Source organism: Streptomyces sp. NPDC005492 (assembly GCF_040605995.1).
GTDB lineage: Bacteria > Actinomycetota > Actinomycetes > Streptomycetales > Streptomycetaceae > Streptomyces.
In genome coordinates, this window is sequence record NZ_JBEXDX010000006.1 from 70,068 (window position 1) to 90,845 (window position 20,778).

Below are 20,778 nucleotides of genomic sequence, written 5' to 3' on the forward strand. Positions count from 1 at the left end.
ACACACAGTGTTCGATGAATTACTCTCCGCTACCATCGAATGTCTGCCCGTACGGAGTTGGGAGTGCCGAGTGAAATCGCCGTCGACGCAGGAACCCGACAGGAACCGAACGCGACGGCGGTGCATCACACCGAAACTCCCCCGCCTCTCCTCCCCTTGGCGGGTTCTGGGCGCCGCCGCTCTGTTCGCCGTCCTCTGCACGGTTCTCGCCGCCGGTTCCTTCGACCGGCTCGGGCAGAGCGGTTACACCCCGGGAGACACCGAGGCGGAGCGTGCCGAGCAGGCGGTGTCCAGCCAATTCGCCGTCCCCGTAGGCGACTTGGTATTCCTGGTCAGGACTCCGGGGAGGGTGGACGACCCCACCGCGCTACGAGCCGGGACCGCGCTCGCCGAACGCGTAGCCCGTTCGGCGGGCGTACGCCGAACGGTCTCGTACTGGACCTCGGGCGACCCCGCGCTACGGTCGCGGGACGGCCGATCAGCGCTGATCGTGGCCGAGTTGCGGGGCGACGAGTCCGCCCATGTACGGGCGGCGGCCCGTGTCGTACCCGAACTCACCGGCGATCAGGGCCCGTTGGAGGTATCGGCCACCGGTCCGGCCTGGGCCCAGCACGAGGTGGTGGAACAGAGCCGACACGACCTGATGCGCGCCGAACTCATCGCCGCCCCCCTGGTGTTGCTGGTCCTCACCGCCGCCTACGGCTCCCTCGCCGCGACGCTCCTGCCGATGGTCATCGGTCTGCTCTCGGTGGTCGGGGCACTGGCCGTCCTGCGCGTGCTGAGCCATTTCACCGAGGTCTCGGCGTTCGCCGCCAACATCACCACCGCCCTGGGCTTCGGACTGGCCGTGGACTACGGCCTGTTCCTGGTGGCGCGCTACCGGGAGAGCACCGCACGCGGACTGCCGGCGCCCGAGGCGGTCACCGAGGCGTTCCGTACCGCAGGCCGTACGGTGCTGTTCTCCGCCACCATCGTCGTCTGCGCGCTCGGCGCGCTGCTGCTCCTGCCGCTGCCCTTCCTCACCTCGCTGGCCTGGGCCGGGATCGCGGTCGTGATGCTCTCCGCAGTGGTGGCGCTGTGCGTGGTCCCGGCTCTGCTCACCGTCCTCGGACCGCACCTGGACCGGGGAGACGTATGGCGGTGGCTGCGGCGGAACAAGGGGGTGGCGTCGGCGGAGAGTCCCGGCTGGCGGCGCCTGGGGAGCGCGGTGGCGCGCAGACCCGCGCTGTTCGGCGGGGTGTGCTGCCTGCTGCTGGCCGCCCTCGCGGTGCCGTTCGCGGGTGCCCGGTTCGCTCTCGTGGACGTACGGAGCCTGCCCGCTTCGGCATCCTCACACGCGACCGCCGACCTCATCCACGCGGACTTCGCGACCCCGCCCGACCGCGCGCTGACGATCGTGATGACCGCCCGACCCGGTAGGCCAGGAGGCTCGGCGGGACCGGAGACCATCCCCTACGCTCGCCGGCTCTCCACCCTCCCCGGTGTCACCGACGTACGGACGTCCTCCGGCACCTACCGCCACGGGCGACGCCTCGCCGGGCCGACCCCGGCGTCGGCCGCGTACGACGGACGCGACGCCACCCTGCTCACCCTCGCCGCACCCCAGGCCCCCGGCAGCGAAGCAGCCGGGCAACTGATCGACGCCGTAAGGGAATTGCCCGCGCCGGGGCCCACCCTGGTCGGCGGACAGGCTCCCCTGGCCGCGGACACCACACACGCGTTGGCGAACGCACTCCCCCGCGCCGGGCTGGTCATGCTGCTCACCACGTTCCTGCTGCTCCTGATCTTCACCAGGTCGCTGCTGCTGCCGGTCAAGGCGATCCTGGTGGGACTGCTGAGCCTGACCGCGGGATTCGGCGCACTGGTGCTGGTCTTCCAGGACCGCCACGCCACCTGGCTGGTGGGCGACTTCACCCCGACGGGCGCGCTGGATACGAGCATGCCTCCGCTGCTGTTCTGCATCGCCTTCGGGCTCTCCGTCGACTACGAACTCCTGCTGCTGTCCCGGGTGAAGGAGCACTACACGGCGCACGGCGACAACCGCGCGGCCGTCGTCTTCGGCGTCGCCCACACCGGCCGTCTGGTCACCGCGTCGGCACTCGTCGTCGCGATCAGCATGGGCGCACTCGTCTCCTCCGGCATCACGTCACTGAAGCTCCTCGGCTTCGGCCTGGCGCTCACCGTGCTGGTGGACGCGACCGTGGTCCGCGGCATCCTGGTACCCGCCGCGATGTGCCTGGCCGGCCGCGCCAACTGGTGGATGCCACGCCCTGGAGGGGCAGCCGACGAGCCGAACGCACCGAGCATGAGCGCGAGTTGAGACCTTACGACAGTACGGCGTCTCACCCGGCCGGGATTGCCAGAGACGAGGTTCACAGAGGGAGTACAGCGCCTGCCATGCGGCTGATCAACGACCGCGCCACCGACGGATTCCTGCAGGTGGTCATGGGTCGGCAACCAGCGTCTTCACAAGGCCGTTCAGATCCTGCGCGTTGAAACTGGGCGGGGTCATGGTGCGCGGGTACACGGAGACTCCGCGCCGCAGCCACGCCCCGTCCAGCCCGGCTCTCCGCGCCCCGTCGATGTCCCAGGGATGCACGGCGACCAGCATCGCCTGCTCGGGCCGGACACCGACACGCTCGACGGCGTAGGAGTAGGCGGCCGGCGCCGGTTTCCAACAGCGCGGACCGCGTACGTCCGACAGGGCCTCGAAGCGGTCCAGCACTCCTGCCGTGTCCAGGAGTCGCTCGGTCTGGGCGACGCTGCCGTTGGTCATCGCCGTCAGCCGGTACCCTGCATCGCTCAACTCCCGCACGCCGTCCGGCACATCGGGGTGCACGTCCAGATGGAGGAAGCCGTCCAGAATGTGCTGGGCCGCGGCTTCTTTGTCTCCCGTCCACCCCTCCAGTCCGGACAGCAGCGTCCGTAGTCCGTCGTGTGCGATGGAGGTGAAGTCCGCGTATGCGCCGGCGGCGGTCAGGGCGAATCCGTCCCGCAGTACCCCGGCGAACCAGGTCGGCAGCAGATGCCCGGGGGCACCGATGTCCTCGAAGCGACCGCGCAGCGGTGTGAGGTCACTGAGCGTCTCGTTGACGTCGAAGACGAGAACCTGGTGCCGGCCGGTGGGCATGCTCTCCTCCTGTCCTTCGGGCGCCCGTACGGCGATGCCGGATCCGAGGCCCGTCAGGCTGCGAGTACCCGCCCTGTGCGCAGTCGCTCCAGCGGGCTGGTCCTCTCTGCGTGCCGCACGGCATCGGCGCCCTCATCCCCGCGGCATACATGTCCATCGCGGCCGCGAACCTCTTCACCCGCAACATCTACAAGGACTTCATCAGGCCGGACACGACGCCGGCCCAGTGGAAGCTGCCCCGTGCGATCAGAGAGCCATCGATTCCTTTTGGTGGTGGCCGGGATCTACATGGTGAGGGGCGCGGCCCGCACGACGGGCCGGTCGGTCTCTCTCCTGTACGCCGAGAAAGAAAGGCTGATCGCCGATGAGCATTCCCGCGACCATGCGCGCGCTGCAGCAGACTTCCCTCAACGGCCCGAGAGACATGCGCCTGATCACCGACGCGCCGGTGCCGAGCCCCGGCCAGGGCGAGGTCTTGATCCACGTCACCGCCGCCGGGGTCAACTTCGCCGACATCTCGAAGGCCCACGGCACGTTCCTGAACGGCCCGCAGCCTCCGTACCTGGCGGGTTTCGAGGCCGCCGGTGAGGTCGTCGCGGTAGGCGAGGCAGTGACCGGCCCGCAGCCGGGGGCCCGCGTCGTCGGCGTCGGAAGCGGGGCGTTCGCCGAGTACATGGTCCTGCCCGCGGCTGCGGCGGTGCCGGTGCCTTCGGGCTGGACGGAACAACAGGCGCTGTGCCTGGCCGTGAACTGGCCCACCGCGCTTGCCGCGCTCAAGCCTCTGGGCGGCGTCACTGCCGGGCACGTGGTGCTGATCCACGCCGCGGCGGGCGGGACCGGCCAGGCTGCGGTCAGAATGGCCAAGCACTACGGTGCGACGGTCATCGCCACCGCCTCGCCCGCCAAGCACGAGACAGTGCGGGCGCTGGGAGCCGACCACGTCCTGGACTCTCGCGGCGGCGACCTCGCCGTCGAGGTGGCAGAGCTCACCGGGGGTTCCGGCGTCGATGTGGTTCTGGAGTCCGCAGGCGGCGCCAGCTTCGCTGCCAGCCTGGCCGCGGCCAAGCGGGTCACCGGCCGTGTCGTCGTCTACGGCGTGGCCGACGGCGAAGCCCTGATCACCAACTGGGAGCTGGTGTACAAGCACCAGGTCCACATCATCGGCCTGAATATCGGCGTGTTGATCCAGGCCGCACCGCAGATCTTCGGCGAGCTGATGGGTGAGCTGTCCGCGCTGATCGCGGCCGGCGTGCTCGCCCCAAGCCTGCCCACCGTGTACGAACTGGCCGACGGTCCTGGCTCTACAAGATCGCCACCAACGTCTGCCTCAGGGCGTTGCGACCGCGCCGGTCCGGGTGCTGCCCTCAGGTCTGGCAGGCCCGTACGACGGGCCTGATCGTCCGCCGAGTCCCGCCTCGCCGGGCGAAGTCGCGTGGCTGGAACCGCTGCCGGACGCATGGATCGCCCCGCCCGCCGACGATCCCGCTGCGGTGGTGGTCGACCGCGAGTCGCTGCGGCTGGCGCTCCTCGCCAGCCTGCAGCACCTGCCCGCCCGCCAACGCGCGATCCTCATTCTGCGCGAGGTGCTGGCGTTCTCCACGGCCGAGACCGCAGAGATCCTCGGCACCACCACGGCGGCGGTCAAGAGCGGTCTGCAGCGCGCCCGCGCCCGGCTGGACGAACTGGAGCCGGAGACCGAGGAACTGCTCGAACCGACCGACCAACGGGCACGCGCGCTTCTCGACGCCTACGTCGCGGCCTTCGAACGCTCCGACGCCGGCCTGCTGGAACAGGTGCTGCGCACGGATGCCACGCTGGAGGCGACGCCGTTCCGCGATTGGCAGGCCGGCCGGACGATGTGCATCCAGGTGCTCGACACGTATGTGTTGGGAGCGCCGGGCGACTGGCGGATGATCGCCACCACGGCCAACGGGCAACCCGCCGCCGTCGTGTATCACCGAGATGCGGACGGCGCGCTCCAAGCCGATGGCGTCGTGGTGCTGGCCCCCACCGCCACCGGCGTCTCCCACGTGATCAAGTTCCACGATCCCGTACTCGTCGCGGTGTTCGGCTTCCCGGACGTGGTCGCGCACTGACCCACCAACGGATACAGCCAGAACCGGCCTGCTCGAACCACCGGCGTTTCGCATCGGCGTCGCCAAGTTCTCGCAACTGATCGGCCGGATTGGTACGGCGTACGAGAATCTCACCTGCATCCCGCGGCTCCACGCCTGGCAGGCGGAAATCACCGTGGTATCCGGATGTTCAGCGCATCGGCATGTGAAGCCGCATACCGGCCTGGGTCTGTGACATCTGTGACCCGCCCGTACCAAGGAGTGCGCAGGGCAGCGGGACTGCAGCCTGCTGGAACCGCAGCGGCGCCGGCCCCGCGATCACCCCGGCCGCACCACGCGCACCAGGGGCCCCACTGCATCCGGCCCGCGTGCCGCGCCCGTGCGGGTACCCAGGCCACCCGTCCAGGTTTCACAAGTTCACTAAGTTGCGGGTTGTGCGACCTGTCCGCGGCTTCCAGCCCTGGCCCGGCAGTCCCGGGTGCTGCTGAACTGGACTTTCCGCTACCGGGAGTTGACCCACAGTGACCGGGCGGCGGCCTGTCGCGTCATGCCTGTGCCGTACTGCCCGCCGCTCCATCAGGCAGAAGGACCAATCAAATGGCGCATTCATCGACCCCACCAGTCCAGGCAGTCTCCCAGCCCCTGCCTGATCCGGCGCAACTGCGTAAGCTTTCCGAACCGGAGCTCGACCAACTCGCGGCAGAGTTACGGTCGTTCCTGATCGAGAATGTGTGTGCGACAGGCGGGCATCTGGGCCCGAACCTGGGCGCGGTGGAACTGACCCTCGCCCTGCACCGGGTGTTCGACTCGCCCCGGGACAGCCTGATCTTCGACACCGGCCATCAGGCGTATGTGCACAAGCTTCTGACCGGCCGTGCCGAGCGATTCGCCTCGCTGCGGCAGGCCGGCGGCCTGTCGGGGTATCCCTCCAGGGCCGAGTCCGTCCACGACCTGGTGGAGAACTCGCACGCCTCCACCGCCCTGTCCTACGCCGACGGCCTGGCCAAGGCCCGGCAGTTGTCCGGTGAGCGGGAGCGGTCGGTGGTCGCGGTCATCGGCGACGGCGCGCTGACCGGCGGGATGGCATGGGAGGCGCTCAACAACCTCGGCGCCGCTCAGGACCGGCCGGTGATCGTGGTGCTCAACGACAACGGCCGCTCCTACGAGCCGACCGTCGGCGCCCTGGCCCGCCACCTGGACCGCCTGAAAAGCGGCGACAACAAGGGCGGGCTTCGGAGCGTGTTCGCCGAGTTCGGCTTCACCTGCTTCGGGCCCGTCGACGGGCACAGCACCGGAGCGGTCGAGGGAGTGCTGCGGCGGGCCCGAGCCCTCGGCCGCCCCGCGCTGGTGCATGTGGTGACCGTCAAGGGCAGGGGGTTCGTCCCGGCCGAGGACGACGAGGCGGACTGCCTGCACGCCGTAGGCACCGTGGACCCGGTCACCGGACGCCCCTCGAATCCCAACCTGCCGTCGTGGACGGAGGTGTTCGGCCGGACACTGGCCGAACTCGCCGCCGAGCGGTCCGAGTTGGTGGCCATCACGGCGGCCATGCTGCGACCCACCGGCCTGCGCCCGATGCAACAACGCTTCCCCGAGCGGGTCTTCGACGTCGGCATCGCCGAGCAGCACGCCGTGACCTCGGCCGCCGGGCTGGCCATGGGCGGCCTGCACCCGGTCGTCGCGATCTACGCCACCTTCCTGAACCGGGCCTTCGACCAAGTGCTGATGGACGTCGCCCTGCACCGGCTGCCGGTCACCCTCGTCCTCGACCGGGCCGGCATCACCGGCCCCGACGGGCCCTCCCACCACGGCATGTGGGACCTGTCGCTGCTGTCGACGGTGCCGGGTATGCGGGTGGCCGCCCCGCGCGATGCGGTACGGCTGGAGGAGCTGCTGGGTGAGGCCGTCGCCTACGACCAGGGGCCCACCGCGCTCCGCATCCCGAAGGCCACCGCCTCGCGGGACATCACGGCGCTGGCGCGGATGGACGGGATCGACATCCTGCACCGCAGTCCGCGGCGGCCGCTGGAAGTACTGCTGGTCGGGGTCGGCCCGCTGGCCGGCGCGGCCCTGGACGCCGCGGCGCTGCTGGAGGAACAGGGCATCGGGGTCACGGTCGCCGATCCCCGGTGGGTGCTGCCCATCAGCCCCGCGTTGGCGGCGTTGGCGGCCCGTCACCGGCTGGCGGTGAGCGTCGAGGACGGCGTGGTCACCGGCGGGATCGGCTGGGCACTGGCCCAGGCATGCCAGGCCCAGGCGGTCAGCACACCGGTACTGCCGCTGGGGCTGCCCCGCTCGTTCATCACCCACGGCCCGCGCACAAGCCTGCTGGCCGAGGCCGGACTCGACGCCACCGGCATCGCCCGCACCGCCCACGACGCCCTCTCCGTACGGCCGTTGGCCACCGGCATCCCCTTCTCAGGCCGGGAGGCAGGGCGATGAGCGCCACTGACCTCGGACTCCCCGCGGTTTCCGTCCCGCCGGTATCGATACACCGTCGGGCCACCCGTCAGGTGCGTGTCGGATCGGTGCCGGTCGGCGGCGACGCCCCGGTCTCCGTGCAGACCATGACCACCACCAACACCGCCGACGTGGATGCCACGTTGCAGCAGATCGCCCAGGTCACCGCGGCGGGCTGCGACATCGTCCGGGTCGCCGTTCCCTCCCAGGACGACGCCGACGCCCTGCCCGCGATCACCGCCAAGTCACCGATCCCGGTCATCGCCGACATCCACTTCCAGCCCCGCTACGTCTTCGCGGCCATCGACGCCGGCTGCGCGGGCGTCCGCGTCAATCCCGGCAACATCAAGAAGTTCGACGACAAGGTCGGCGAGATCGCCAAAGCCGCCGGTGCCGCCGGAGTGCCGATCCGCATCGGCGTCAACGCCGGATCCCTCGACCCCCGTCTGCTGGCCAAGCACGGCTCCGCATCGCCCGAGGCACTCGTCGAATCCGCCCTGTGGGAAGCCTCCCTCTTCGAGGAACACGGCTTCAGCGATGTGAAGATCGCCGTCAAACACCACGACCCGCTCACCATGATCGCCGCGAACCGGCTGCTCGCGAGCCGCTGCGACTATCCCCTGCACCTGGGCGTGACCGAAGCCGGCCCCGCCTTCCAGGGCGCCATCAAGTCGGCCGTCGCCTTCGGGATCCTGCTGGCCGAGGGCATCGGCGACACCATCCGCGTCTCGCTCTCCACCGACCCGGTCGAACAGGTCAAGGCCGGCTGCCACATCCTGTCCAGCCTCGGCCTGCGCCCCCGCAAACTGGAGATCGTCTCCTGTCCCGGCTGCGGCCGCCTCCAAGTCGACATCCATAAACTCGCCAACCAGGTCGAGGCCGCCTTCGACGGCTTCCCCCACCCCCTGCGCATCGCCGTCATGGGCTGCGTCGTCAACGGCCCCGGCGAATCCCGCGAAGCCGACCTCGGCGTCTCCTGCGGCAACGGCAAGGGCCAGATCTTCGTCCGCGGCCAGGTCGTACGCACCGTTCCCGAATCCCGCGTGGTCGAGACCCTCCTCGACGAAGCCCTGCGCCTGACGAACGAAGCACCCACCGAGCCGGCAGGTGATACACCATGACCGCCGCCTCCCTGAACACCGAACCCATCAACCTCGCGCACGCGCAGAGCCGGATCGACCAGGAGCTGCACAGCTTCCTCGACGCCAAGACACGCACGGCCGAGGACCGGTCCCTGCCCCTGGACGTGCCCACGGCGCTGCGGGACTTCCTTGACGCGGGCGGTAAGCGGCTGCGCCCACTGCTCTGCGTACTGGGCTGGCATGCCGCCGGAGGCCACGGCGACGACCAGGCCGTGATCCAGACGGCGGCGGCCCTGGAGATGTTCCACGCCTTCGCTCTGATCCACGACGACATCATGGACAACAGCGCCACCCGCCGCGGCCGGCCCACCGTCCACCGCACGCTCGCCACCCGGCACGGCCACGACCGTCTTGGCACCAGCGCGGCCATCCTGATCGGCGACATGGCCCTGGCCTGGTCGGACGAACTCCTGCACAGCGCCGGCCACCCGCCCCACCGCCTCACCGGACTGCGCCGGGTCATCGACGTCATGCGCCAAGAGGTCATCTACGGCCAGTACCTGGACCTCATGACACCTCTCGGGCCGATCACCGACGACGAAGCGGCCCTGCAAGTGATCCGGTTCAAAACCGCCAAATACACCGTGGAACGCCCCCTGCACTGCGGGGCGGTTCTGGCCGACGCCGAGGCGGACCTGCGCGCCGCGCTGTCGTGCTACGCACTCCCCCTCGGCGAGGCCTTCCAGCTCCGCGACGACATCCTCGGCGTCTACGGCCGCCCCGACGACACCGGCAAACCCGTCCTGGACGACCTGCGCGAGGGCAAGCACACCGTCCTCCTCGCCCTCGCCGCCCAGCGCGCCGACGCCACCCAGCGCAAGCTCCTCGACACCCTGGTCGGCACCCCGGACCTGGACCACGACGGCGCCGCGCGCATCCGCACCGTCCTGGACGCCACCGGTGCCCGCGCCACCGTCGAGGACATGATCGCCACCCGGCGCGCGCAAGCCCTCACCGCCCTCGACACCGTCCCGTACCCGCAACCGGCCGCCGCCGCACTGCGGCACATCGCCGCCCGAGCCGTGGAGCGCACCTCATGAACCCCCGCAAACGCGTACTGCTCGCCGCTCCCCGCGGCTGCTGCGCCGGGGTCGACCGCGCCATCGCCACGGTCGAGAAGGCCCTGGAAGTACACGGTCCCCCGATCTACGTACGCCACGAGATCGTCCACAACACCCACGTCATCCAGACCCTGGAGGCCAAGGGGGCCGTGTTCGTGGAAGAGACCGAACAGGTACCGGAGAACAGCGTCGTCATCTTCTCCGCCCACGGTGTCGCCCCGCAGGTCCACGCCGAGGCCACCCGCCGCCGCCTCACCGTCATCGATGCGACCTGCCCCCTGGTCACCAAGGTCCACAAGGAAGCCATCCGCTTCGCACGTGAGGGCTACGACATCGTCCTGATCGGCCATGAGGGTCACGAGGAAGTGGTCGGAACCCTGGGCGAGGCCCCGGACCACATCACGCTCGTCGACGGCCCCGCGGACGTGGCGAACGTAGAGGTCCGCGACGCGTCCAAGGTGGTCTGGCTCTCCCAGACCACCCTGTCGGTCGACGAGACGATGAAAACCGTCGACGCCCTCGCGAGGAGGTTCCCTCAACTCCTTTCCCCGCCGAGCGACGACATCTGCTACGCCACCCAGAACCGCCAGGAGGCCGTCCAGCGCATAGCGGCCGAGGCTGACCTGGTCATCGTCGTCGGCTCCAAGAACTCCTCCAACTCCCTCCGCCTGGTCGAGGTCGCCCTCAGCGCGGGTGCCCACGACGCGCACTTGGTCGACTGCGCCGACGAGATCGACGAGACCTGGCTGCAAGGAGTTCGCACGATCGGTGTCACCTCCGGAGCATCCGTCCCCGAAATCCTCGTCGACGGCGTCCTCGGCCGGCTGTCGCCCCACGGCTTCGCCGACATCGAGATCATCCAATCCGCCCAAGAACACCAGCACTTCGCCCTGCCCCGCGAGCTGACACGGCGAACGGGAGGTTCCCATGAGTGAGAGCTCCGCATTCCAGGAGACGGGATTTCATCCAGAGCCTTCTCGACCGTGCCGGTGTGCTTGCCTCCGGGAGATGGGGCCTGCATGAACCTGCCAACGAATGTTTCGAACCCGCACAGTGCCTTTCCGGCCCCCGGCTTCGACCTAAGCGCCGCCCGTGATCGGGCTCTTGAGTATCTGGCTCATCGTGTCGGGCCCGACGGTGCGCTTCATGAAATGTGCGGGAGCAGGTGCCTGGAGTCGGCCTTGATGCTGACGTTGCTGCGGCAGCAGGGCGTCCTTCCTCAAGCGCAGGCGCAACTGACCGCGTACTTGCATGCGGAGCCCCGGCGTAGCCCTCTCGACGGTCTCGTAGGGCGGGCGGCTACAGGGAGAACGCCGTCGGCGGCCGAGATTAGGGCGTTCCTGGCGTCATTTGACCACCCGACCGGCGCCCGCAAGCGGCTTCTGCTCCGATCAGTTCTCAGGTCTCTTGGCTGTGAGGTCCCGCCTGTCGGCCCGGTACCTGACTATCGCGGTCATGCGACGTGGACATCCCTGGTTCTCTGTGCGATCGGAATGGTCGAAACGGCAGGCTCGGCGGAGGGCGACGCCAGGCGCGAGTATCTGACCGGCGTCCTGGCGGACCGGAATGGGCAGGTGTTCGAAGGAAACGTGCTGGCCCACCTGGTCGCGTTGCATGCCCTCCGTCAGGCTGATCCAGGAAACCCGGTGATCGAGGACGGGATCGCCGCCCTGGAAGCGATACGAGTCCCGGGCGGAGGGATGCCCTTCATCACGGGGCAGGAGATTTTCGTGACGGCTCTGGCGGCGCTGTGTCTGGCCCGCGCCGGAGCCGAGGACGGCCTGTTGGAACGGATGGGTGATTTCCTGTCCAGTGCCCAGCACCCGGACGGCGGATGGGGCTACACCGCGCTTGCCTCTCAGAGTGACGTCGACGACACCTCCCGCTGTCTGGAAGCCCTCCGCGTGATCAGTGTTTCCCAGTACCGGGAAACACTGGACATGGGCGAGCGCTACCTGCTGGCCATGGCCGGCGCCGACGGTTCTTTCCCGACCTACGTCAAGGGGCGCGAGGCGGACGTCGACATGACCGCAGGCGCGATCCTCGCGCTCGGTCCACGCTTGGGCCAGCGTCTGACGGCCTCGGCCGGCTTCATCGCCTCCCGGCAGCATCGGGACGGGACTTTCCCAGTTTCCTGGACCCTCAGCACGGCGAGCGTGGCCAACCGGGCCATCGACGCGCTGGAAGCCTCCGGGCTGCACAGTCACAGCGTCAAGCAGGCGGTCCGGTCGCTGGCGCAGTCGCAAAACCCCGACGGCGGTTTCGGCCAGCGCCCGGGGATGACCAGCGATGTCCTCTCGACCGCCCAGGCCGCCCGGGCTCTCGCCGGACGCGCCGCGGGGCGGGTGGTGCCCGACGCCCTGCACTACCTGTCGGAACGCCAGAACAGCGACGGCTCCTTCACCTCGGTGCCCGACCAGGTCGGTCCGCGGCCGATCCCCTTCGACTTCCCAGTCCTGGCAACCATCCACGCTCTGAACGCCCTCAACCACTGACCGCACACACTGCCCGGAGGACAACATGTCATGGGACTACCGGCCCGCAGAGCTGCGGGCACGCGAGATCGTCGGGGCCGCGTGCCCGCAACCGCCGCCTCGCCCGCAGACGATGGCGTGGCCGGGCGGTCAGCGACCGCAAGGACTCGCCTTGGACCGGTGCTACGAGTTCGTCCGCGAATGCGGAAGTAAGAGGATCACTGGCCGGCGGCTCGAGGCGCTCACGGTCCTGTGGGGCTGCCTGCGCGAGCTCGCCCTGGCCCCGCAGAGCGCGGTCAAGGCGGGTGACGACGTCGAGATCGGCGGCGTCTCGGTGAACGCGATGCTGACCTGGCTGCTGCCCGGTGCTTGCGGATCGCCCCACGCATCCTCCGGCCGCCCCCCGCTTGTGGACACCTACATGGTCGTGGACACCTGCCTTGCCCTGGCCACGCGCCCGCCTAAGCAGCCTCTGGAGGTAGCCGCCAGGCTGCACGCCCTGTGGTTCAAGATCCACTGCGCCATGGCCGACTGCGCCGTCCTGACCGAAGCCGATTACCTGATGGTGGGGAGGGTTGCCGCCGTGCTGAACCCCAGCCTCGGCGGTCTGGCTGCCAGCTACCTTCCCGAGGCTGGCATCGACGAGATCATCCGTGACCGGGTGGACGTCCTCGTCGCCAACATCGCACACATCGGCTTCACCATGCTCAAAGGCGACGAGGCCGTACGCGTACTCGTGATGCGGTACCTCATGGGCAACGCGGTCAGCGGGGTCACCGACCGGGGACGGGCCGAGGTGACACGGTACGGTAACGCTCTGGAGGATGCGCTGGCCAAACCCTCCTACGAGCACAATGACCACGTCAGCCGTGGCACCTATGACCACAGCGTGGCGCGAGTCATGGGCGACTGGGGCGATCGCACGGACATCAGCGCGGAGATCGCCCGGTGGGGGCAGGTGACACGCGACGCGGTGAACCGCCTGCCCGTCGAATTCACCAAGGACCAGGCGTCGAGCAACAACATCGTGATCTTCGCCGTCCGAGACGCTGTGATGGCCGTGCAGTCCCAGCCTGCCTGGGGGCGCGAACCCAGCCATGGCATCGGGATCCCGTTCTCGATCTCGATAAGTCACATCGGCTGCACGGTCGAGAAGGTGTGGGCGCTCGCCGAACAATTCGCCTACTACGTCGGCATTGAGAAGGCCAGAGACGCCGTCAAGGGCGACTGGGGGGGTGTGGAACCGCTTCCAGAACCACCGCCCGCGACCAGGGACATCCTCACTGCGGGGTGGCCGGAACCGGTGAAAGCCGAGTACTCACGGGTACACGCTCAAACCCAGCGGATCCGCTCGGGTACGTTCTGTCGAAACCATGAAGCCGGCGCCATCACCAACGGCCCGGCGACCTTCAGCCAGGGTCCCAACTATCAAGCATTCATGTGGGACCGAGCATTCGATGGTTTCTGGCCCCAAGGCGAGATGCACGGGACCGGCGAACTCGGCGGCCCGCTGCACATCCTCGAGCAACCCGGATTCTGGATCGACGCCGAAATAGGCATCTGCGCCTTCGAGGTCTACAACGGCCACCGCCGCAAATGGGAAGACAAGGGAGGCGGAGTCCTGGCCCACCTGGTGGGCCCGATGGCAGGGCGCGCCACATGGGTCTTCGATCGGACCATGGACCTGCGGCGATCCCAGGCAACCAGCTACGAGACCGACACCGTGCGCCCATCCGGATGCACCGTCGACGCCACCTTCTGGTACTGGAGCCTGAGCTTCCCCGGCACACCGACCTGGAACAACCTCACAGGCCAGACATAGCGCGTCAGGCGCGTACTCGACACGACCCGACGCCTTGATCGGAACAGCACCCGGAGCTGCGGAACGGCGCGCGACTGAGCGCGCCGTTTCGACCATCGGTCGGCGATAGTAGCGACAAGTGAGGCAGCAAGGAGCCATCACATAAATGGTCCTCGATGCAACATCCGGCGCCAACAACGTTGTTGCAGGTCGCCACGGTTCAGCAGTCGTTTCCTTCCTCTTGACGCGTGAAAAGCACTCCTGAAACGAACTCGACGTGACAACCGACGCCCACAAGCCCGTTGAAGCGAATTTAGCCAACTGTGCGCGAGAGAGAGCCGGCTCGGCCGCCCTCGAAAAGGGAACAGTGCAAACCAATTACTATGCAGTTTCCTCGGCCTGTCCGGTGGTTTGCAGCTCTTCGAGGGCGCGGTCGACTACCTGCTTGAAGGGCAGGTCGTTCTTGGGCAGAGCCAGCGCCATCGCGACCTGTTCTCCGATCGCTGGCAGGCACCAAGGGTCGGCTCGCCTGGCCGAGGCCCGCAGTACTGCGGCTGCGGGGTGTTGAGGCGGTGCAGGCAGCGTTCGGCACTGGTGCCCGCGACCACTGCGACGGTCCGCCTCTTGAGGTCGGAGACACCGGCGATGCCGGACTCCATCTTCGCCAGCACACTCAGACCCGTGATGAACACGGTCTCGGAGAAAGCGAGTTGGCTCTCGCGGCCGACAGCGGAACTGATGAGTCCTGCCTCAAGATCCGCTGCTTCCTACTGCACCTGCGTGAACCGGTAGCCCGCAGTCACCGGAACCTATGTCACCAGCAGCGACCCCAGACCCACCTCCTGCGCAACGGCGTCCGTAACGCACCCCGCGATGTCGATGCTGCGCCGACCAGCAGCGCGGCCCCGGTGACGTGGGAGAACGGCATTCGCGGACTCCCGATACGGGATAGCCACACGAAGCGACGCTTCCATCTCCATCGCAACATAAGCCATAAATACCCTGTCGCTTAAACTTTATGGACATAGAGGTGCACGTGAGGCACAACGGCGCAGTCGGTGCGCTCTGGTCGCCGTCAGTGCTGCGGCCGCCGAACGCGGCCTGGGAAGGGGCACTTCGCCAACCCGCGGTCGGCGGGGCCGGAATCAACGGGAGGGTGTCGAGCCGGGACAACAGGCCTCCCCGCCGCAAACGCCGGCGAAAGCCCTGCACTCCGCCCATGTGTCATGCGGGCCCAGGACGTCGCCCACCGCGAAATCGCCGGCATTCACGCTGGGCCAGTCGTCGGATTAGCCCGATCAGCATGTCGCTGTCCGCCGGAGCCTTCACCCGCAGGCGAGAGCGCCAGGGGCGGTGGCCCGCGTCATCGCGCCATGCCCGGCGGAGCAGACCGCCCCGTCGCGCTGGACGTTCGTGGGCAGTGGGCCGGGCTGGGACGGTGGGCCTGGCGGTGTGCACGGCGAGCATCCGGTGGCCGTCGGGCAGGGAAGCGGGGATGTAGCGCCCTGCGGAGAGCGGGGGGTGGGCGTATCCGACGTACTGCAGGGAGTCGGGCAAGGGAGAGCCGGTGGGGGGTTCGGTGGGCTGGAAGGGGGCCAGGGTGTGTCGGTGGGTTGGGGGGCCGTGGCTCCTTCGGAGGGTGTGCTGGGCGAAGCCGTGGGAGAGCTGGGGGTGGTAGGCGGTGATGGGCAGGGGCCCCGCGGCGGTGAGCTGGGGGAGTTGGGCGCACGGGAGGGGGACGGCAGTGGGGTGGGGCTGGACGTCGCTGTGCCGGGCGGGGATGTGTGGGGGTGGCGGGTGGGACTGTTGCTGGCTGTCACGGTGACGACGGCCGCGGGGCTCGGTGCGGGAGGTGGGTAGCCGGTGTCCGGGTTGGAGGGTGGCATGTGGAGGTTCACGGTGACGTGCGGGGCGGCGATGGAGGCCCATGCCGTCAGGCCGGCGAGGAGGGTGAACAGGATTGAGGTCAGCGCTGCGCGCATGCGTCATCCGCCCCTTTGGCGTGCCGTTCAGGACTGGGGCCCTGCTTATTTCAGCGATGACAGGAAGATGCCCAGGGAGGTGTAGAACTGCAGGACCGCGTGGAGGGTGTCACGGATGAAGTGGGCTGTGGCGCGGGGGGCGACCGCGATGGTGTACAGCACGATCGACAGGATCAGCCAGAAAAAGGGCCCGCGGCGTGGGTAGATCATGCTGGTGCCTTCTGCTGAGGTGGCCGGACACCGGGTCGGGGGCGGCGGGTGGCGTCGCGGCCGTCATGGTTTTCGTCGCGTTCTGCGCCTGCCCCAGCCGAAGGCCACGCCCGCTGCGGCGGCCGGCACGATGCCGCTGCGGCCCGCGTTGCGGTGGCGCCAGCCGGCTTTGATGGGGTCTCCCAGATTGGTGCGTGCCTGGAGGGTGAGCTGTCCGACGGAGAGGTCGGTGAGAAATGCCTGCAGTTGGGCGGGGCTCTGGGTCGCGACGCTCAGCAGATGCAGAGCTGCCTGGGCGCCTTGTTCCTCGGTGAAGGTGTCCAGCAGCAGGTCCCGCATGATGTCTTTGAGTGTCGTGCGCAGGGCCGTGGAGAGTTTCAGCTTGGGGTAGAGGTAGCGCACCGAGCCCTCGATATTCGCCACGGACTTTCCCACGACCGAGACCAGGGGGGTGATCTGGACGCCGCGGCGGGAGGAATAGCGCAGCATTGACATCAGGGCCACGCCGAGGTTCAGTTCGGCCAGCGTGGCATCGCTCCAGTACGGGACGATGCGCGTGAGGTCCCCGACGAAGGCGGACAGATTGCTCCACGGTGTCGGAGTGCCGAGGTTGACCCATTGTCTGGCCATGCTGGTTCCATCGTTGTGTGCCATGGCCAGGAAGGTGCCCAGGAGGGCGGTACTGGTGGAGCGGTCGAGTTTTCCGACCATGCCCCAGTCGATAAGGTGTGCTTTGCCGTCCGGGCTGACGATGATATTGCCCGGGTGTGGGTCGGCATGGAACTTCCGTTCCAGGAAATAGCAGCGGAACATGAATTGGATCAGCTGGTAGGAGATCTCTTTCCGCTGTTTTTTGCTGAGTTCGTCAGGCTTTACCCGGTTGATCGGGTTGCCCTCTGCGAAGGTCTGCACCAGAACCCGGGGAGTGGCGGTGATGACCTTGGGAACGCGGATGCGTGTGAAGTCTCTGGCGGCTTTTCTTGCGTCTTTCATGTTGCGGGCCTCGCGCGTGAAGTCCAGTTCGGCCTCCATTACGGTGAACAGGACTTCCAGCATGGCGCGGATGTCGACCACCTCGTTGAAGTGGGGCGCCGCCTTCGTCATGAGCCGGGTGACGGTCCTCAGGACGGACATGTCGCCCAGGACCGCTTCAGTGGCGTTCGGCCGCTGCACCTTGATGACGCAGGTTCGGCCATCGGCGTGGACCGCCTTGTACGCCTGGGCGAGGGAGGCCGCCCCCAGGGGTTGGCCGGTGCTGATCTCGGTGAAGTGCGCCCGCCAGTTCGGCCCCAGGTCTTGCTTGAGAACGGGCTCGAAGGTGCTGAACGGCTCAACGCTGGCGCGGTCGTTGAGGTTTTCCAGTTCGTCCCGGATGTGTTGCGGGACGAAATCGGGCCGGGTGGCGAGGATCTGGCCGACCTTCACATACAACGGACCGAGTTCCTCAAGCGTGCGGCGGAAGTTCTGTGCCCTGTGCAGCTTGAGATCCTCCGGTTCCCCGCCGCCTGGCCGGGAGTGTCGGGAGCTCAGGGTGTTCAGGGAGAGGCTGGCTTCGGCGGCGAGGGACCGGGAGATGATGCGGACGGTGCGTCGGGTACGCCCCTGGGGCATGGGTGCTCCTCGCTGGGCGCGCGGCGTTCAGCAGGGGCCTTCGTCAGGCGCTGAGCGAAGTGTGCTTGCGGTCCTGGGACACGACGCTGGTGAGGGTGGAGACCTGCTGGGTGAGCTGGCCGAGCTGGTCGGCGAGGGCGTTGATCTGCCGCTGGTTCTTCTTCGCCCGTTTCTTGCTCTTCGATTTCTTCTTGGTGCCCAGGCCCTTGCGGACCGCCCGGAACGTGTCCTTGTCCATGCGTTCGGCATTGCGGACCAGCCTGTCGAGGTAGTTCTTCCTCGCCATGACGGGACTCCTTTCCTTTGTAGCTCTTGCTTGGTGGGTATCACGTCCGTCGTGTTGCCCCGGGACACCCGGGCGGGTTCGGCGGGGGACTCGGGATTCCCGCCCGACCCCTTTCCACCTCTTACTGTTTGCTCACCTTTTGGGCATGGTGTGCCGACAAAACGGTCGGCGCCGGCTGCCAGGGGATTATCAGTGCGGGAAACGGACGGAAGAAAGTTGTGCGGTGTGCGTTCCGAACGTTCGGCGGTCTCGATATGGAACTGGTGCCGCCGCTGAGTACTTCGACGTTCGCCCGAACTTAGGTGGCCTGTCAAGGGAACCGCACTGACTGGGTGAAGCGAACCTTCCGGCTACGCTCGCGGCGCGCTCCGGTTCGTGCGCAGGGGCGTACGGGGCACGCGAGTTCATTTCCTCTCCCCCTCGCGCCGTCCGCTTGCGCTACTTCGCGCCCGATGGGGCAAGTCGTCCGGATTGACGTTTCTTCCTTGGGGCAGTCGTCTTTCGGTATCGGACGTTTGCCTCTGGAAAAAGTGGTGCGGCGTATGTCTGCAGTAGAAAACTCCCGTGCCGAAACACCTGCCGTTTCACGGAAGAGGGCAGGAGGCGGCGCCACCCGGGCGGTGAAACCACGGTGTGGGCATATCGCCAGGGGACGGCCTATCGACGGCGGCCGGCTGATCGCCGGGCTGCCTGAGCAGCGCTGCCGGTTCCCTGGGGACGTGGCTGCCTGCAGACCCGCACTGCCTGCCGGGCGGCCCGGGTGGCACCGGGCTGACCCTGGCGGGCTTGGCGCCCACCGGAATCCCGCACAGCGGCGCCGCCCGGGGCGTGTTGTGCCGTCTACGGACAACTGTCCGGGGGTCGGTACCGCCGGCCCCGGGCCTGCCTGACGACGAAGCACAGGACTCCTGATGACCGGTGAGAAAGGTGGGGCGATGGACGAGGCGATCGCGGTGGTGGGTGCGGGGGTGTCGTTGTCCCGGCGGGGTGGAGTCACATCACGCGCTGGGGGCGGCTGCCGGCCGAGGGCCGGGGGACGGCGCGTGAGGTGCCCGCCGACCGGTGGACCAAAGACGAGCCGGCGGTTCCGCCGCAGCCGGTGGCGGATCGGATGCCCTACGGCAGCTTCCTGGACGGTGACCTCTAGGCCTACGAGCCGGAATTCCTCGGCGTCAACCAGCAGGAGGCTCCGTGGGTGGACCCCTGGCACCGGCTGCTGTGGGAGGTGGCCTGGGAAGCCCGGCGGCCACACCATGATCGAGCCGGAGGAAAGCATCGCCGCGCTGGAGAAGATCCTGTGCCACGACCGGACCCGCACCGGCTACAGGCCCCTGAACGCCGCCGCCCAGTGGCTCGCGTCGTACCCCGACACCGCCGCCCTCACCTACTCCACCGGAGGTGAGGGCGCGCCCCCAACCGCCTCCCACGACCTGCTGGTCGCACTGCGCGACTCCCCCGCAGATGCCCGCTGCTGGGCCTGGACTCCCTGCGCGCCCGCCTCCCACGGGACCTGCACGTCGCCTTCCCCCACACCGCGCCGCGGACCAACCCCACCCCCGCCGCACTGGCCCGCCATCTTCGCGGCCGGCTCACCGACCAGCGCCTGCTCCCCACCTGAAGACCAAAGCCCTTCACGTACCAGGGTGAAAAGAACCGACATGGCACCACCGCGCCGCCTGATCAACCCGCTGGTCATCCTCGCGGCTCTGCGGGGCCTCGAGCCCCGCCTGACCCAGCCGATGCACCAGGCCGCCCACCCGGCACCTGACCGCCGACTTACCACGGCCCGCCGATCACACCAGCCGGCCCGAACCCAGCGGACCGGGCGGCACCTGGCTGCTGCTCACCCCCGCCCGCTCCACCACCACCGACCGACCTGCCCGCTCAACTCGGCCGGGAACTGGAACGCCTGGGCGAGCGCTGCACGATCATCGGCGGCGGCGCCCTCATCCGCCGCTTCACCGGCGCCACTCACGTCGTCGCCATCCTCCCCGCTCCCCACCCCGGACAGAACGCCCCCGACCCGCACACCATGCGCTGGCTGACCCGAATCACGCGACGCCTACCCCAACCTCCCGCCTACCCGCCCCACTTGTTCATCCTGTCCCCCTACCCGTCACACCCTGAAACAGCCACCACCGGCATGCTCCACAACCTCGCCAGTCGCGGGCCTGAAACCATCGCGCGGCACCTGTTCGATGCCTCCACCTGACCACCGAGCACCTGAACGCGGCCCCATCACCGCCAGCCACCGCCGGGCTGCCTCACGGCTCGATGAACCGCACTCACAGCTCGCTCGATGGACCACACGCCCCTGCCCGCCCGGCCCCACAACCCACCCGCCCACCATCCTTGACCGGCCGCCGCGGACGCCTCGCCGACGCAGGCAGCCCGTCATCAGAAACGGAACACCTGCCTGAGGCACGCCACAACCGCCGAGCCGCCGCCCGCGCCGCCCGCGGTCGGCGTGCTCGCCATGGCCCGAAAGGCGCCGCACCGACGAAGGCGTGGCCCAAGAGACCGGCTAGGACGCCCAGTGCTCGCGC

Annotated in this window: 13 protein-coding genes; 9 read left to right on the plus strand and 4 right to left on the minus strand. The window is 68.7% G+C overall.

Features of this window, described 5'->3' with window-relative positions; all coding sequences use genetic code 11:
* Positions 1-70: 70 nt before the first annotated feature.
* Complete coding sequence (locus ABZT04_RS10830; protein WP_356055274.1) at positions 71-2,320, plus strand: MMPL family transporter; 2,250 nt, start codon at positions 71-73, stop codon at positions 2,318-2,320.
* 123 nt (positions 2,321-2,443) lie between these two features.
* Here ABZT04_RS10830 and ABZT04_RS10835 read toward each other — a convergent pair whose 3' ends face one another.
* The gene (locus ABZT04_RS10835; RefSeq protein WP_356055276.1) at positions 2,444-3,130 is read right to left on the minus strand and encodes a haloacid dehalogenase type II; all 687 of its coding nucleotides are present in this window, start codon (positions 3,128-3,130) and stop codon (positions 2,444-2,446) included.
* 364 nt (positions 3,131-3,494) lie between these two features.
* Between ABZT04_RS10835 and ABZT04_RS10840 the strand changes: the two genes are divergently transcribed.
* The 8 genes from ABZT04_RS10840 to ABZT04_RS10875 all read left to right on the plus strand — a co-directional run bounded on the left by ABZT04_RS10840 (position 3,495) and on the right by ABZT04_RS10875 (position 14,164).
* Positions 3,495-4,526 carry a zinc-binding dehydrogenase gene (locus ABZT04_RS10840; RefSeq protein WP_356055278.1) on the plus strand — a complete coding sequence of 344 codons (1,032 nt, stop codon included), beginning with the start codon at positions 3,495-3,497 and terminating at the stop codon, positions 4,524-4,526.
* A complete protein-coding gene (locus ABZT04_RS10845) occupies positions 4,486-5,226 on the plus strand; it encodes an RNA polymerase subunit sigma-70 (protein ID WP_356055280.1) in 741 nt (246 codons plus the stop codon). Before ABZT04_RS10840 ends, ABZT04_RS10845 begins: the two co-directional genes overlap by 41 nt.
* Positions 5,227-5,802: 576 nt before the next feature.
* Positions 5,803-7,647, plus strand: coding sequence for a 1-deoxy-D-xylulose-5-phosphate synthase (locus ABZT04_RS10850; protein WP_356055283.1), 1,845 nt, complete (start codon positions 5,803-5,805; stop codon positions 7,645-7,647).
* On the plus strand, positions 7,644-8,786 hold the full coding sequence (ispG, locus tag ABZT04_RS10855; protein WP_356055285.1) for a flavodoxin-dependent (E)-4-hydroxy-3-methylbut-2-enyl-diphosphate synthase: 1,143 nt from the start codon (positions 7,644-7,646) through the stop codon (positions 8,784-8,786). Before ABZT04_RS10850 ends, ispG begins: the two co-directional genes overlap by 4 nt.
* A complete protein-coding gene (locus ABZT04_RS10860) occupies positions 8,783-9,847 on the plus strand; it encodes a polyprenyl synthetase family protein (RefSeq protein WP_356055287.1) in 1,065 nt (354 codons plus the stop codon). The genes ispG and ABZT04_RS10860 overlap by 4 nt, the downstream gene beginning before the upstream one ends.
* Positions 9,844-10,803 (plus strand): 4-hydroxy-3-methylbut-2-enyl diphosphate reductase, encoded by a 960-nt coding sequence (locus ABZT04_RS10865; protein ID WP_356055289.1) that lies wholly within the window; start codon positions 9,844-9,846, stop codon positions 10,801-10,803. The genes ABZT04_RS10860 and ABZT04_RS10865 overlap by 4 nt, the downstream gene beginning before the upstream one ends.
* Before the next feature lie 558 nt (positions 10,804-11,361).
* A complete protein-coding gene (locus ABZT04_RS10870; RefSeq protein WP_356055291.1) occupies positions 11,362-12,363 on the plus strand; it encodes a prenyltransferase/squalene oxidase repeat-containing protein in 1,002 nt (333 codons plus the stop codon).
* Between the two features lie 25 nt (positions 12,364-12,388).
* Positions 12,389-14,164, plus strand: coding sequence for a hypothetical protein (locus tag ABZT04_RS10875; RefSeq protein ID WP_356055293.1), 1,776 nt, complete (start codon positions 12,389-12,391; stop codon positions 14,162-14,164).
* A 2,006-nt stretch (positions 14,165-16,170) separates the two neighbouring features.
* Here the strand turns inward: ABZT04_RS10875 and ABZT04_RS10880 are convergent.
* From ABZT04_RS10880 to ABZT04_RS10890, 3 genes are all read right to left on the minus strand, one after another.
* On the minus strand, positions 16,171-16,335 hold the full coding sequence (locus ABZT04_RS10880; protein WP_356055295.1) for a hypothetical protein: 165 nt from the start codon (positions 16,333-16,335) through the stop codon (positions 16,171-16,173).
* Between the two features lie 63 nt (positions 16,336-16,398).
* Positions 16,399-17,946, minus strand: coding sequence for an AarF/UbiB family protein (locus tag ABZT04_RS10885; protein ID WP_356055297.1), 1,548 nt, complete (start codon positions 17,944-17,946; stop codon positions 16,399-16,401).
* A gap of 43 nt (positions 17,947-17,989) precedes the next feature.
* A complete protein-coding gene (locus tag ABZT04_RS10890) occupies positions 17,990-18,232 on the minus strand; it encodes a hypothetical protein (protein ID WP_356055299.1) in 243 nt (80 codons plus the stop codon).
* Positions 18,233-20,778 lie beyond the last annotated feature (2,546 nt).